Origin of the sequence: Rhizobium sp. BK418 (assembly GCF_004341105.1) — a bacterium.
Taxonomy (GTDB): Bacteria; Pseudomonadota; Alphaproteobacteria; order Rhizobiales; family Rhizobiaceae; genus Rhizobium.
Genome location: NZ_SLZK01000001.1, coordinates 207,324 through 221,510 on the forward strand (window position 1 = coordinate 207,324; position 14,187 = coordinate 221,510).

11 protein-coding genes are annotated in these 14,187 nt (G+C 60.0%); 10 read left to right on the plus strand and 1 reads right to left on the minus strand.

Translation table 11 applies throughout. From position 1 onward, the window contains the following. The first annotated feature begins 8 nt into the window (after positions 1-8). The 5 genes from EV281_RS01010 to EV281_RS01030 all read left to right on the plus strand — a co-directional run bounded on the left by EV281_RS01010 (position 9) and on the right by EV281_RS01030 (position 3,837). Positions 9-563 (plus strand): DUF177 domain-containing protein, encoded by a 555-nt coding sequence (locus EV281_RS01010; RefSeq protein WP_132651118.1) that lies wholly within the window; start codon positions 9-11, stop codon positions 561-563. Between the two features lie 102 nt (positions 564-665). Further along, a complete protein-coding gene (gene plsX, locus EV281_RS01015) occupies positions 666-1,712 on the plus strand; it encodes a phosphate acyltransferase PlsX (protein ID WP_132651119.1) in 1,047 nt (348 codons plus the stop codon). Positions 1,713-1,731: 19 nt separating this feature from the next. Then, the gene (locus EV281_RS01020) at positions 1,732-2,703 is read left to right on the plus strand and encodes a beta-ketoacyl-ACP synthase III (protein WP_132651120.1); all 972 of its coding nucleotides are present in this window, start codon (positions 1,732-1,734) and stop codon (positions 2,701-2,703) included. A gap of 106 nt (positions 2,704-2,809) precedes the next feature. Continuing rightward, positions 2,810-3,148: an integration host factor subunit alpha gene (locus EV281_RS01025; RefSeq protein ID WP_132651121.1), complete on the plus strand. Its 339-nt coding sequence runs from the start codon at positions 2,810-2,812 to the stop codon at positions 3,146-3,148. A 146-nt stretch (positions 3,149-3,294) separates the two neighbouring features. Further along, positions 3,295-3,837 carry a MerR family transcriptional regulator gene (locus tag EV281_RS01030; RefSeq protein ID WP_132651122.1) on the plus strand — a complete coding sequence of 181 codons (543 nt, stop codon included), beginning with the start codon at positions 3,295-3,297 and terminating at the stop codon, positions 3,835-3,837. Between the two features lie 305 nt (positions 3,838-4,142). On the opposite strand, the gene EV281_RS01035 is transcribed toward EV281_RS01030, so the two are convergent. After that, on the minus strand, positions 4,143-4,460 hold the full coding sequence (locus tag EV281_RS01035) for a DUF1236 domain-containing protein (protein ID WP_132651123.1): 318 nt from the start codon (positions 4,458-4,460) through the stop codon (positions 4,143-4,145). 369 nt (positions 4,461-4,829) lie between these two features. Between EV281_RS01035 and bcsN the strand changes: the two genes are divergently transcribed. From bcsN to EV281_RS01060, 5 genes are read left to right on the plus strand one after another with little or no spacing between them, the layout of a single operon-like run. Further along, positions 4,830-5,813, plus strand: coding sequence for a cellulose biosynthesis protein BcsN (gene bcsN / locus EV281_RS01040; RefSeq protein ID WP_132651124.1), 984 nt, complete (start codon positions 4,830-4,832; stop codon positions 5,811-5,813). Positions 5,814-5,866: 53 nt separating this feature from the next. After that, on the plus strand, positions 5,867-8,065 hold the full coding sequence (gene bcsA, locus EV281_RS01045; RefSeq protein WP_132651125.1) for a UDP-forming cellulose synthase catalytic subunit: 2,199 nt from the start codon (positions 5,867-5,869) through the stop codon (positions 8,063-8,065). After that, positions 8,062-10,602: a cellulose biosynthesis cyclic di-GMP-binding regulatory protein BcsB gene (locus EV281_RS01050; RefSeq protein ID WP_132651126.1), complete on the plus strand. Its 2,541-nt coding sequence runs from the start codon at positions 8,062-8,064 to the stop codon at positions 10,600-10,602. The genes bcsA and EV281_RS01050 overlap by 4 nt, the downstream gene beginning before the upstream one ends. Continuing rightward, positions 10,599-11,645 carry a glycosyl hydrolase family 8 gene (locus tag EV281_RS01055; protein ID WP_132651127.1) on the plus strand — a complete coding sequence of 349 codons (1,047 nt, stop codon included), beginning with the start codon at positions 10,599-10,601 and terminating at the stop codon, positions 11,643-11,645. The genes EV281_RS01050 and EV281_RS01055 overlap by 4 nt, the downstream gene beginning before the upstream one ends. Then, a complete protein-coding gene (locus EV281_RS01060; RefSeq protein ID WP_132651972.1) occupies positions 11,642-14,053 on the plus strand; it encodes a tetratricopeptide repeat protein in 2,412 nt (803 codons plus the stop codon). Before EV281_RS01055 ends, EV281_RS01060 begins: the two co-directional genes overlap by 4 nt. Positions 14,054-14,187: the final 134 nt, after the last annotated feature.

Consider the following 14,187-nt stretch of genomic DNA (forward strand, 5'->3'; position numbering starts at 1 on the left):
GTAGAATCATGAAGAAAGATCTGAACGCGATTCCCTTTTCCTACCCGGTCAAGGTCGGCCATATCTCCGCCAATCCTGTCGAGGTCCGCGTCACCGCTGACAAAGATGAACTGAAGGCGCTGGCCGAAAGCTGGAATGTCGTGTCGGTGGATAATCTCCATGCCGATCTGCAGATCAACAGGTGGAAACGCGACGGCATACGCGTCAAAGGGCGCGTCCAGGTGAAGATCGTCCAGTCCTGCGTCGTCACGCTCGAGCCGGTCGAATCGGAGATCGACGAGACGTTCGAACAGATATTCGTGCCTGAAAATTCTAAGCTTGCCCGTCATCCCGCCAATGATGCCGGCGAAATGGTACTCGATCCCGACGGTCCCGACCTGCCGGAAACCTTTACCGGCGATACGATCGACGCCGGCGAGATTGTCGCGGAATTCGCGGCACTCGCTATTGATCCTTATCCGCGCAAGGAAGGCGTGGAGTTCCAAGCGCATATCGAAGATACGGGCGAAAATGACGGAAAGCCCTCTGCATTCGCTGCGCTCAAGGATTGGAAAAAGGACTGAAGCCTCTCTGGCATTTGATATAATTCAGTTGTAAGCGACGCCAAAACCGGTATTTTGGCCGAAATTTCGCCCCCTCAGGCGAAAAAAAAGGATCAGGGACGCGTGATCAAAATATCTCTCGACCTCATGGGTGGCGACTTTGGTCCCCAGGTTGTCATCCCCGGCGCTGCCAAGGCGCTGGACAGGCATCCGGATATTTCCTTCGTCTTTTACGGTATCAAGGAACAGTGCGACCCGGTTCTGGCGAAGTTTCCCAAGGTGAGGGAAAGATCTGTCTTTCACGATTGCGAGCTTGCCGTCAGCATGGAGGAGAAGCCGAGCCAGGCGCTTCGCCGCGGCCGCTATGTCTCCACCATGTGGCGCACCATCGAAGCAGTGAAGTCGGGCGAGGCCGATGTCGCCGTTTCTGCCGGCAATACCGGCGCGCTTATGGCGATGGCCAAGTTCTGTCTGCGCACGATGGCCAATATCGAACGCCCAGCAATCGCCGCCATTTGGCCGACGATAAAGGGCGAGAGCATCGTGCTCGATGTCGGTGCCACGATCGGTGCCGATTCCCAGCAGTTGATGGATTTCGCCCTCATGGGTGGCGCCATGGCGCGCGCGCTTTTTGAACTGGAACGCCCGACCGTCGGCCTGCTGAATGTCGGCGTCGAGGAAATCAAGGGCCAGGAAGAGGTCAAGGAAGCCGGTCGCCTGCTGCGCGAAGCCAATCTCGATTCGCTCGAATATTTCGGCTTCGTCGAAGGTGACGATCTCGGCAAAGGCACAGTCGACGTGGTGGTGACGGAAGGTTTCTCCGGCAATATCGCGCTGAAGGCGGCCGAAGGTACGGCACGCCAGATCGGCGCCTATCTGCGCGCCGCCATGTCGCGCACGCTGCTTGCCCGCATCGGCTATCTTTTCGCCAAGAGCGCCTTCGACATGCTGCGTGAGAAGCTCGATCCGAGTAAGGTGAATGGCGGCGTGTTTCTCGGGCTCAATGGCATTGTCATCAAGAGCCATGGTGGGGCGAATGCCGAAGGCATCGCCGCGGCTATCGAAGTCGGTTATGACATGGCCAAGAATGGCCTGACCCAGAAAATAGAAAACGATCTCAAGAAATATCATGCCAAGCGGCTGCCCCCGATGGGGCCGGAAGCCGCGTGAGCAACGGGGTTCAAGCAATATGATCCGATCAGTGGTTCGTGGTTTCGGGGCAGCGCTGCCGAAACGCGTGATGACCAATCGCGAAATGGAAGGTATCGTCGATACGTCGGACGAATGGATCGTCCAGCGCACCGGCATCCGGCAGCGCTACATTGCCGGTGACGACGAAACCACGGCGTCGCTCGGCGAGGCGGCAGCGCGTGCCGCGCTGGCAAACGGCGGTCTGACGCCTGATGATATCGATGTGATCATCTGTGCGACCTCTACGCCTGACAACACCTTCCCGGCGACATCAGTCAACATCCAGAACCGTCTCGGCATGGCACATGGCTTTGCCTTTGACGTTCAGGCAGTTTGCACCGGCTTCGTTTATGCGGTTACCACCGCTGACGCCTATATACGCGGCGGGCTCGCCAAGCGCGTGCTCGTGATCGGCGCCGAGACCTTCTCCCGCATCCTCGATTGGAATGACCGCACGACTTGCGTGCTTTTCGGCGACGGCGCTGGTGCGATCGTGCTGGAAGCAGCCGAAGGCGAGGGAACGACGGCTGACCGCGGCGTGCTGACCGCGCATCTGCGTTCCGATGGCTCTCACAAGGACAAGCTCTTTGTTGATGGCGGTCCGTCCTCGACGGGTACGGTCGGCAAGTTGCGCATGGAAGGCCGCGAGGTCTTCAAATATGCTGTGGGTATGATTACCGACGTTATCCAGGCAGCTTTCGATTCGACCGGAACGACATCAGAGGATCTCGACTGGCTGGTCCCCCACCAGGCTAATCGCCGCATCATCGACGGTTCGGCAAAAAAACTGAACATTGCCCTGGAAAAGGTTGTCGTTACTGTCGATCTTCACGGCAACACGTCCGCAGCCTCTATTCCGTTGGCACTTGCGACGGCTGCCGGCGACGGACGCATCAAGAAGGGCGACCTCGTGATGTTGGAAGCGATGGGCGGTGGTTTCACCTGGGGCGCAGTTTTGCTGCGCTGGTAGGCACGAATCCTAAAAAACTGGCGGCGAACAAGAGCTTGACCGTAAGGCACAAGACAAATACTCTTCGGGCGCTTTCAAAAAATATCTTCTATTTGGCGGGGAAACCATGACCGGAAAGACAGTGACGCGAGCAGACCTGGCGGAATCCGTTTTTCGAAAGGTCGGTCTCTCCCGGACAGAATCTGCTGAGCTCGTCGAAACGGTTATCGACGAGATCTGCAACGCCATCGTGCGCGGCGAGACCGTCAAACTCTCATCCTTCGCAACCTTCCAGGTGCGCGACAAGAACGAGCGCATCGGCCGTAACCCGAAGACCGGCGAGGAAGTTCCGATTTCGCCCCGCCGCGTCATGACCTTCAAGGCCTCGAATGTGCTTAAGACGCGCATTCTCAAGTCCCACCTTGCCCGTAAGGGCAAAGCCAAGCCGCAAAACCCGGCTGCCTGATCATCTTCTTCCCGTTGAACGGAATTTTTTGCCGCATAGCTCCTCCGGCTGTGTGCAACGCGAAGACGTGACTTGAATTCGCGGCTCCAAACCGTTGAAATATGATGAGTCGCCGTTTGGATCGATCCGCGAGGTCGCGTAGCAGTATGACGTTGGACAAGAGCCCGGATGCCTTTCGCACCATCAGCGAAGTTGCTGATGATCTCGACCTGCCGCAGCATGTGCTGCGCTTTTGGGAAACCCGCTTTCCGCAGATAAAGCCGATGAAACGTGGCGGCGGCAGGCGTTATTACCGGCCGGAAGATGTCGATCTTTTGAAGGGCATTCGCCATCTTCTCTACGATCATGGTTATACGATCAAGGGCGTGCAGAAGCTCTTGAAGACAAACGGCAACAAGTTTGTCGTCGCGGTCGGTCATGGCGATCTGGCGAGCGTCGAAGCGCTTGCCGCCAACGTCAACGATACGGTCGCAGGTGAACCGCGCATCGCTATGGCGGAAGAGGACCAGATCGTCGGCCGCGCCAAACCGCCGATCACGCGCCGCTTCTTCAATTTCGTCAGCGGCGAGGATGATCAGCCGGAAATCTCGATTGGCAAGTCGAGCGTCGGCAAGGAGGATCGTGCGCTTCTCCAGGAAGCGCTTTACGATCTCCTGGAATGCAAGCGCCTGCTCGATCAGGTGCGCTAAGGCATGTCGCGCAGAATGCGCAGCGGGTTTGCGGTTAAGGACATGCGTGAAACAGGAACCTAAAGCGTGAAGCGAATCTCAACGATCGAGTTTCACCTTAGATCTGCAAATCTTCAGCACTTTTTCGAGTTCGGAGCTCGTCGCAAAGACATGGGACTTGCCAGACGCTTCAAGCAGTTGCGACCGGTAGCGAACCGGCGTTATGCGAGGATAGCCGCGTCGAATTTCTCGTTCCGGGCCGCATCGACACCTGCTCTGGGAAATGGCGATGAGGCGGGAAAGGCCTCATCGCCTTGCCGAAAGCCCTATTCCAGAACCTGAATGATACGGTGCGTCTGCGGCTCCACAATCACGCGGCGTTGGTTGATGACCGTATAGGCGTAGCCATCCGCGTCGGGGACGGGATGGACTTCCACGGTATCGGGAAGCGTGGCGCCGACGGTAATGTCGCCGTCATAGACGACGGAGGGAGTGTTCTGCTCCATCACGTAGGTGCGTACTTCCCCCGGAAGCACAACGGTCGAACCGGTCTGGGCCGGGTCGGTAACGATGACGCTGCTCTGCGCGAAGGCGGAGCTTGCGGTCAGCATGAGGGCGGCCGCGGCCAGCATGGTCTTGCGCATGGATATTCTCCTTTTCCTACCCAGCCATCAGAAAGAACGCCAGCCATGCTTCATAGTTCCTGCGTGGCGGTGCCCCACTTGCAATCGGTCTGATCGTCCGGCGAGCTTGATCCTTCTCGCCTCAGCGGGGGCGCCTCACATTCCCATATCCTCCGAGGAGCGAAGCAAGCCGGACAAGATCGAGACCTCATCCGCGGAGGTGGGGCATCGCGGATTTTTCTAGGTACGACTATGGGTAAGGTGTTGACCATTTGTTAACCATGGGCATCGTTTGTTCATGATGAACGACATCGGGGTTGTTGATTCGCAAATTCGTCGCTCTCTGTCCCTTCAGGCGGAGATTAAAAATACGATAGCAACGGCCAGGATATGCATTTTCTGAAGACGATATCGCTGGTGGCAGTTGCGGCCATGATGACTGGCTGCACGTCGACAGGGGGAGTGCGTCGGCCTGCCGGGCCTGAGACTGTGGAGCCGGAAAAGGCGTTGGTCCTGCCGCCTCCAGGAGGGCCGTCGATCGTCAGCGTCGTTGAGCGAAAACGCGGAAATGGTGTGGAACAGACGATATCGCTCTTCACCTCTTCATCGGTTCAAGGCCAGAATTTCTTAAAGGCGCAATTTCTCGGCGCGACCGGTGCCAATCCCGGCGCCGGCAACGATACCTATAGGATGATCCGGGAAGGGGATATTGCCCGCGAGATGGCGCGTTCGGTCCCCGGCGTTCCGATGGCAACATCAGCTACCTTCCTTCAAAATAGTTACGGTCCCTTTGGCTATGCTTCTGGCCGCAGCCGCGCCGGTGATACCTGCGTCTATGCTTGGCAGCAGATTCGCTCCAGCCAGTCAGCCCACACGCAAGCGCGCAACTTCGGCATGATCCAGATTCGTCTGCGCCTCTGCGATGCCCGCGCCACCGAGCGCCAGCTTCTCGGTATCGTCTACGGCTATACCGTCACCGGTACTTTCGATGGCGATATCTGGAATCCCTATGGCGCTCCGCCGCCGGCCAATCCAACGCTCGGTCAGACCGGCGCGCCAATTTATCCCGACGAGGGCGGTTATCGCCCGAATACCATGCCGATCGGTTATGAGCCTGCTCCGGCCGTGGTTCGCCAGCAGCGGACCGTGGCCGTGCGTCGTGTGCAGCCGTATGCCGCAGCAGGGGCGCCAGTGTCGCAAGCACCTGTCGGACCGCACGTGCCGCTGCCAAATGACGACACGCAGACGAATGCGATAGAACGCTCGTCAGAGGCGCCGGCAATGATCCAACAAACGGCAAGGCCGATCGGTGTGACCGTGCCTTCGCCTGATTGTATAGGTGATGCGGCCATGACGGCCGACTGCCGGGAATAGCAAATAGCCCCAATGCGCGGGAGCGCAGGGCGAGCCATTTCGAAGGAACGTTTATGCGTAAGGCTGGCAGTGTTCTCATATGGGCTTTGGTCTCGCTCTGTGTGATCGCCCTGATCACGCTGCCCGTCAATCTGCAGACCCAGCTCATCGCCAGCATCACCGTCGTCACGCTCATGGCACTCATCAAGGTGTTGAAGTGGGAAGGCACATGGCGTTTGGTGGCGCTCGCCTTCGGTACGTCCATTGTTCTGCGCTATGTCTACTGGCGCACGACCAATACGTTGCCACCTGTCAACCAGCTCGAAAACTTCATTCCCGGCCTGCTGCTCTATCTCGCTGAAATGTACAGCGTGATGATGTTGGCGCTGTCGCTCTTCATCATCGCCACGCCGTTGCCGCCGCGCCCGTCGCGCGCCGCCAAGCTCGAGCGCTTCCCGCATGTCGACGTCTTCGTCCCGTCCTATAACGAAGAGGCCGACCTGCTGGCAAATACCCTCGCCGCCGCCAAGGCGATGGACTACCCGGCCGACAAGCTGCATGTCTGGCTGCTGGATGACGGGGGGACCTTACAGAAGCGAAATTCCGGCAAGCTGATCGAGGCGCAGGCTGCCGCAGCACGCCATCACGAGCTCAAGCAGTTGTGCATCGATCTCGATGTCAATTACCTGACACGCGACCGCAACGAACATGCCAAGGCCGGCAACCTGAATAACGGCATGCAGCACTCGAGCGGAGAGCTGATCGCCGTTTTCGACGCAGATCATGCGCCGGCGCGCGACTTCCTCCTCGAAACCGTCGGTTATTTCGACGACGATCCGAAGCTATTCCTGGTCCAGACGCCGCATTTCTTCATCAATCCGGACCCGCTGGAGCGCAACCTGCGCACGTTCGACAAGATGCCGAGCGAGAACGAAATGTTCTACGGCATCATCCAGCGTGGCCTCGATAAGTGGAACGCCGCCTTCTTCTGCGGTTCGGCGGCAGTCTTGAGCCGCCGCGCGTTGCAATCCACGAACGGCTTCAGCGGTGTCAGCATCACCGAGGATTGCGAGACCGCTCTTGCCCTTCACGGCGCCGGCTGGAACAGCATCTATCTCGACAAACCGCTGATCGCAGGTCTGCAGCCTGCGACTTTCGCAAGCTTCATCGGCCAACGCAGCCGCTGGGCGCAGGGCATGATGCAGATCCTGCGCTTTCGCTTTCCGCTGCTCAAGCGCGGCCTCTCGCTGCCGCAACGCCTCTGCTATATGTCTTCGTCGCTGTTCTGGCTGTTCCCGTTCCCCCGTACGATCTTCCTGTTCGCGCCGCTCTTCTACCTGTTTTTCGATCTTGAGATCTTCACGGCCTCAGGCGGTGAGTTCCTGGCTTATACGCTCGCCTACATGATCGTGAACCTGATGATGCAGAACTATCTCTACGGATCGTTCCGCTGGCCGTGGATTTCCGAACTCTATGAGTATGTGCAGACGGTTCACCTGTTGCCGGCGGTCGTCTCGGTAATGCTCAATCCGCGCAAGCCGACCTTCAAGGTCACCGCCAAGGACGAATCCATCGCCGTCAGCCGCCTGTCGGAAATCAGCAGGCCCTTCTTCGTCATCTTCGCGGTGCAGATCATCGCCGTTGCGATCACCATCTATAAGATTTACGCCGAACCCTATAAGGCCGATGTCACGCTCGTCGTCGGCGGCTGGAATATCATCAACCTGATCCTTGCCGGCTGCGCGCTCGGCGTGGTCTCGGAGCGAGGGGAAAGGGCATCCTCGCGGCGCGTGCGCGTTAATCGTCGCTGTGAATTCGGTGTCGGCGACCAATGGTACACCGCCTCGATCGAGGACGTTTCCGTCCACGGCGCGCGCCTGCACATCTTCAGCAAGCATTTCGATGCGGTGCAGGTTGGAACGCTTGGTGAGATCCGCTTCCGCCCCTATAGCGGCGCCGATCTCGAAACCCTGCCGCTCATCGTCCGCAACATCGAACCGTCGGGCGATATCACCAATGTCGGCTGCCAATATCAGCCCAAGAGCGCGCTGGATCACCGCCTGATCGCCGACCTGATCTTTGCCAATTCGGATCAATGGACGCAGTTCCAGATCTCGCGCCGCCGTAATCCGGGCCTCATCAGAGGCACCATCTGGTTCCTCGGCCTCTCGCTCTATCAGACGAGCCGTGGCCTGGTTTATTTCTTCCGCAGCATGCGGCCGGAGCGTGAGGAGCATCGACAGCAGCAGACGGCAAAGGCGAACGCCGGATGAGAAAGTTCTTCGCTGCCTCCCTTCTTCTGATCGGCACATCGGTTCTCGCTTTTGCGCAGACCGCTCCGTTCGACATGTCCGGTGAGCGCCCGGCGGGTGCGCCGCCGGCAAAGCCGCGCCTGACGCTTCCGACCCAGCCCGCGCAGCCTTCCCGGCCGGCATCGGCCCCCGTTCCCGTCGTTCCGCAGACGATTGCCCCGCAGAGGGTGCAGCCTTCCGCGCCCGCGCAGAGTCAGGCACCTACGACCGCAGCGCCGCCGGTCAGCGTCATTCCCGCAGCCCCTTCGCCTTCACCTCAATCCGCGCCGGCGGTGCCCTCCAACCCGGTCCAGGCCCAGCCGCAGTCGGCCACCCCTGTCGTCCGTCCTGCCGCGGCCGCTCCACAGACCGGCGATTCCAGGCGTTATATCGTGCCTTTCTCCGATCTCGGCCTTGGTGGTGAGTACGACCGCAGGTCATGGTCGATCTATCTGACAAGGGAGCAGGCGGCGGCAAAGGCGCGGTTCACCTTCACCTATCAGAACGCCATCGTCGTCGCTCCCGAAGCATCGCAGCTGACCGTCTTCATCAACAACCGTATCATCGGTCAGCAGCAGGTCGGTTCGCCCGACAGTCCTTCGGCAGTCAGCTTCGATGTTCCTCCGGGTCTCCTCCAACCCGGTGCCAATCTCGTCACCTTCGAGGCTAATCAACGCCACCGCACGGATTGCAGCATCGACTCCACCTATGAGCTCTGGTCGAACATCGATCCGGCCGGCACCTATCTGAGCTTTGCCGGCGGCGATGCCGGCCAGCTTTCCGGCACGGATGCGATCCGCGCCATCGGTGTCGATGGCGCGGGCAAGACGGAATTTGATCTGGTCGTTCCGGCGATGGAGCAACCCGGTACCACCAAACCGCTTCTGCGTCTGACGCAGGGCCTGTCGCTCCTGAGCGGCATGCCGAACCAGGTTTTTGCCTTTAGTGCCGCCTCTCCGCCAGCAGGTGGTCCCGGCAAGATGGCTGTTTTCGTCGGTACCGCCACTGAGTTGCGTCCGATCTTCCCCAGCCTTCCCCAGGGCGCTGAAAGCGCGCCGCTTGCGGCCTTTGTCATTGACCCCCGCAGTGGTTCGCCCGTCCTGTTGATCAGCGGTCCATCCTGGCAGGCGGTTTCGACGGCGATCGATACTATCGTGTCTCCGACCGACCGCGCCCCTGAGGTTCGTCGCGACGTGCTGACTACTCAGCGCTGGACAGCGCCTGACGCGCCGCTTTTCTTTTCTGATGCGAGTATTCCGTTTTCGCAGCTCGGCTTGCGGACCATCGACTTTTCCGGCCGCCGCTTTCGCACCGGCTTCAATATCGGCGTGCCGGCTGACTTTTATGCCAATGCCTATGGTGAGGCGAAAATCCTGCTCGATGCCGCCTATTCCAGCAAGGTACTTCCCGGCAGCCATATCGATGTCTACGTGAACGGCAATATTGCCTCCACCGTGCCGATCGCGACGACCAATGGCGGGATTGTCCGTCAGCTTCCGATCCGCGTGACCATGCGGCATTTCAAGCCTGGGCTGAATTCGATCGCCATAGAAGCAGTTTTGATGACCGATGACGATGCTGCCTGCGTCCCCGGCGCGACCGCGTCGCCTACGCCGCGTTTTGCGCTTTTCGATACGTCTAAATTCCATATGCCGGATTTCGCGCGCGTCGGGCAGCGACCGAACCTCGCGGCCATGGCCGGCACATCCTACCCCTATGGACGCAGTCCAGACCCGACGCCGCTGTTCATCGATCGCACCGATGCCGACACGCTTTCTGCCACTGCGACCCTGCTAGGCCAACTCGCGATCATGGCGGGCCATCCGATCGCGATGGAAACGGTGGCCTCGCCGGGTGTGATAGGGGACCGCAACGCGATTTTTATCGGCTCGATTTCGCAGATGCCGGCAACGGCGCTCACACAGGTCAATGTCGCAACAGCCAGCCAGGCCTCCTGGCGGCCGGTAACGGATTCGCAGCCGACGGAAATCGACAATAGTAAAGCGCTGGAGGAGTGGCGTTCGCGCATCAGCGGCGGTGCGCTGCAGGGGCGCATAGAAGCGCTCCGCGAATGGCTGCGCCGCAGCTTCGACATCACTGCCGGCTCACTGCAGTTCGTACCAAATGCCGAACAAGTATTCACGCCATCGAATGCGGCGTCTCTGATGGTCGCCCAGGGCAAGAGCCCGGCTGGTGGTGGTACGTGGACTGTGGTGACAGCGCCCTCGGCCAAGGACCTGCGCGAGGGGCTGAGTTCCCTGACGGCCCAGATGAACTGGCCGCAGATTGCGGGCCATGTCACCACCTATTCCAGCCTCACCGGCAAGATCGAGAGCGTGCCGGTCACGCGCTTCGATTTCGTGCCCACTGACGGCCTGTCGATTGTTAACTACCGCCTGATCGCGGCTAACTGGCTTTCGACCAATATTCTTTCCTATTCTTTCCTTTTGGTCGTCCTGTCGCTGCTGATTGGTCTCGCCACTTCCAGGATGCTCTTAAAGCTCGGCAGGTCGGAATGAAGGGCTGGGCCACCATATTGCTCGCAGGCACGATGATGTTGGCATCCGCCAGTGAACCAGCCTTTGCTCAGCAGCCGCGGATCAGCGGCGAGGCCTGGACAGCCTACAAGGCGAAATTCCTCGATCCGAGCGGCCGCATCGTCGACAATGGCAACGGCAACATCAGCCATAGCGAAGGCCAGGGCTATGGTCTGCTGCTTGCCTACCTTGCTGCAAGCCCAGCCGATTTCGAGCAGATCTGGTACTTTACCCGCACAGAACTATTGTTGCGCAACGATGGACTTGCGGTCTGGAAATGGGATCCATCCGCCACCCCCCATGTGACTGATAGCAACAATGCTTCCGATGGCGACATACTGATTGCCTATGCGCTTGCGCTGGCTGGCTCCGCCTGGAACCGCGCCGACTATATCACAGCGGCCACCCGCCTGGCGCAGTCGACACTGTCTGAGACCGTGGTCGATTTTGCTGGCCGTACTCTGCTGATGCCCGGTGCGGAAGGCTTTGCTGGCGCGGATCGTGATGATGGTCCCGTTATCAACCCATCCTATTGGATCTATGAAGCGCTTCCCGTCATGGCGGCACTTGCACCTTCCGATCGATGGCAGAAACTCGCCGATGATGGTCTCTCGCTGCTTAAGGCCATGCAGTTCGGCCCGCGCAAGCTGCCCGCCGAATGGGTGAGCTTGAAGCGCCAACCGCAGCCGGCCGAAGGTTTCGACGCGGAGTTCGGCTATAACGCGATCCGGATCCCGCTCTATCTGGTCCGAGGCGGCGTGACCGATGGGGCACTGCTGACGCGCCTCAAGGAAGGCATGGCCGCAAACGGCCTGCCAGCCACCATTGATCTGTCCACCGGGCGGTCGAAGACGGAGCTTTCCGACCCTGGTTATGAAATTATTAACCACGTTGTAGCCTGTGTATTGGACGGAACGAAGCTGCCGGCCGAAGCGCTGCAATTTGCACCTGTCTATTATTATCCATCAACGCTTCAGCTTTTGGGGCTGGCCTATGTCGGGGAGAAGCATCCAGAGTGTTTGTGAAATCTTCTCTCGTGGCAGTCACGACAGTAGCTTTCGTGGCGACGCTCATCACTGGGCTGAAGGACCGCGAAGCATTGCAGGAACGTTTCGGCTTCGGTGGCAGGACGCCCGAGATGATGATGATGGGCCGCATCAAGGGGCCGGACAGCGATCATCAGCCTGTTGACGTGCAGGCCGTTTCGGACCGAATCCAGGCGGCGAGACAGGTTGATTCCTCAGAGCGGACCGAAAGCGTTGCCCAGACGACCCCGCCTCCGGCAAATCCGCCTTCAACGAACCAGACGCCGAGTTCGCCCGTCCAAACAGCACCGGTTCCGGCCGTCCCGCCAGCTACGATATCGACGGCGGCGGACGCCGCTACGACACCCAGTAATCCTCCACAGGCTGGCGCGGCGGAGCAGCCGGTCGTTGATGAAAGTGCCCTTCGTTATTTCGCAACCCGAGGCGACAAGCTCCGCCTGCAGGCGGAAATCTCCCGCCTTCAGGCGCTCTATCCGAACTGGGTGCCGCCTGCCGATCCGCTCGCTATCCCACAAAATGGTGACCGGCAGCTCGAAAACATGTGGCGGCTTTATTCGGAGGGCCGGTACGCCGAGCTGCGCAAGGTGATCGCCGACCGTCAGGCTGGCGAAAACGGTTGGCAACCGCCGGCGGACCTGCTCGATCGCCTCGATGTCGCTGAATCCCGCGCCCGACTGATCAATGCCTCCGATCTCAAGCAATATGCGACGGTCGTCAATATCGCGGCCGAAACGCCGAGCCTGCTGACTTGTGCCGAGATAGATGTGCTCTGGCGTGTCGCCGAAGCTTTTGTTGGCACGAACAGGCAGCAACGCGGGCAGGATGCCTATACCTACATTCTGAAGAATTGCACTGAGCCGGCCGAACGTCTGGCGACGATCCAGAAGGCGGCTGCTCTTCTTCCATACGGTCCGATGCAGGCGCTGCTTTCCCTTGAAAAGCCTGCCGACGCCAGTGGCGCCAGGGAGTTCGACAGCCTGCGTGACGATCTCGCCCGCCGCTTTGTGGCCGATGGTAATGACGACGCTAAGCTTGACGTCGCTCCGGATTATATTTCTCGCGTCGAAAAGCTTGCCGAAGAGCGGCAGCTGCCCTCAGACGCGCTGCTGCTCGGCTGGTATCAGCTTCGCCGCAACAACGACGCGGATGCCGAAAAGTGGTTCCGCATCGCCCACGAGAAGCAAGATTCGGCCGCTGCTTCGCAGGGCCTGGCGCTGGCTCTTATCGCCCGCAAATCTCCGCAGGAAGCGGAAGATGTCATGTATAAATGGCGCGACGATTCCAAGGATGCAACCGCCACTTATCTTGCCGCGACCGCCAATCTGATGGCACTGCAGCCGCCGGCTGATCTGAGCGAGGATGTGCTCGGCCGCATCGCGGCTGCGGTCATCGAGCAGAAATACGTTCCCACGGCCCAGCAGTTCGGCTGGTATGCCCGTTCGTTGAACCAATTCCAGACGGCTGCCCGCTGGTTCGAGACGGGACTACGCTGGAAGCCGGATGACGAACCCTCAGCCTACGGGCTTGCCGTTACCCGCCAGCAGTTGAATGATCGGGCCGGCGTGGCGGAAATCCAGCGTCTCTGGGCTGGTCGTTCGCCGCGTATAGCCACCTTGAACGACGTGTCTGCCGCTTCCCGAACCAACGCTCCATTGCCGGCCCCAGGCCCGGTGGTCGAGCAACCGCCGGCAGCTCAAGCTGCTGCAGCCAAAGCCCAGACTGCGCCGACCGAGAGCGGTCCGGCGCTTCGGCCCCCAGCGCAATTTCAATCTCAGCCCTCGCAAGCGCAGCCGCAGCCAGTTGCACCGGCAAGGTCCGAGCGGGTCATGCAGACCGTTGCGGTCGAGCGCGGCCCGCGCGAGTTTCGAGGCTGCTCCACGACCGTTGATCCCGCCCGCCTCCGCCCCGGCGATGCGCTGGCGCGCGGCTGGTGCCTGATGGACATCAACAGGCCGATGGAGGCGGTGAAGGCTTTCGAGGCTGCGCTGGCAAGTCCAGTGCGTAAGGAACGTGAGGATGCCGCTTACGGCCAGAGCCTCGCCTATTTGCGCGTAGGCCTTTCAAACAACGCTGCGATCGCAGCCACCAAAGCACCTCAGAGCCGCGACCGTGCCTCCGAGCTGCAGGTTGCAATCCTTGCCGATCGCGCGCTTGCCGCCTTCGAAGGCCGCCGCTATCGTGAAGCGCTCATTTATCTCGACCAGCGCGCCCAGTTGCAGCAGGAGCGCGTCGACCTCATGGTGTTGCGCGGCTACAGCTACATGAATCTGAAGATGTATGGCGATGCTACGCGAGTTTTCGAGGCTGCGGCCGCAACCGGCAATCGCGATGCCGCGCGCGGGCTTGCGGATGTGAGGAGCGTCACCCATCCCGAGGTCAACGACTAAAGCGATAGCGATCTTCGCCGCTGCGTTTCCGCTCTTTGTCTGACATGTCCTCATCTCGAAACCGCGCACGTTTGGCGACGTGTTTTAGGTTGACGCCGCTTCCGCTCTCGGTTAGTCGCGGAGGCCCGACGCCC

Bases quoted from the DNA above. Each gene is read 5' to 3' on its own strand.
- EV281_RS01010 (WP_132651118.1), top strand. From the start codon at position 9: ATGAAGAAAGATCTGAACGCGATTCCCTTTTCCTACCCGGTCAAGGTC.
- EV281_RS01035 (WP_132651123.1), bottom strand. From the start codon at position 4,460: ATGCGCAAGACCATGCTGGCCGCGGCCGCCCTCATGCTGACCGCAAGC.
- EV281_RS01020 (WP_132651120.1), top strand. From the start codon at position 1,732: ATGATCCGATCAGTGGTTCGTGGTTTCGGGGCAGCGCTGCCGAAACGC.
- EV281_RS01030 (WP_132651122.1), top strand. From the start codon at position 3,295: ATGACGTTGGACAAGAGCCCGGATGCCTTTCGCACCATCAGCGAAGTT.
- EV281_RS01050 (WP_132651126.1), top strand. From the start codon at position 8,062: ATGAGAAAGTTCTTCGCTGCCTCCCTTCTTCTGATCGGCACATCGGTT.
- EV281_RS01025 (WP_132651121.1), top strand. From the start codon at position 2,810: ATGACCGGAAAGACAGTGACGCGAGCAGACCTGGCGGAATCCGTTTTT.
- EV281_RS01055 (WP_132651127.1), top strand. From the start codon at position 10,599: ATGAAGGGCTGGGCCACCATATTGCTCGCAGGCACGATGATGTTGGCA.
- bcsN (WP_132651124.1), top strand. From the start codon at position 4,830: ATGCATTTTCTGAAGACGATATCGCTGGTGGCAGTTGCGGCCATGATG.
- bcsA (WP_132651125.1), top strand. From the start codon at position 5,867: ATGCGTAAGGCTGGCAGTGTTCTCATATGGGCTTTGGTCTCGCTCTGT.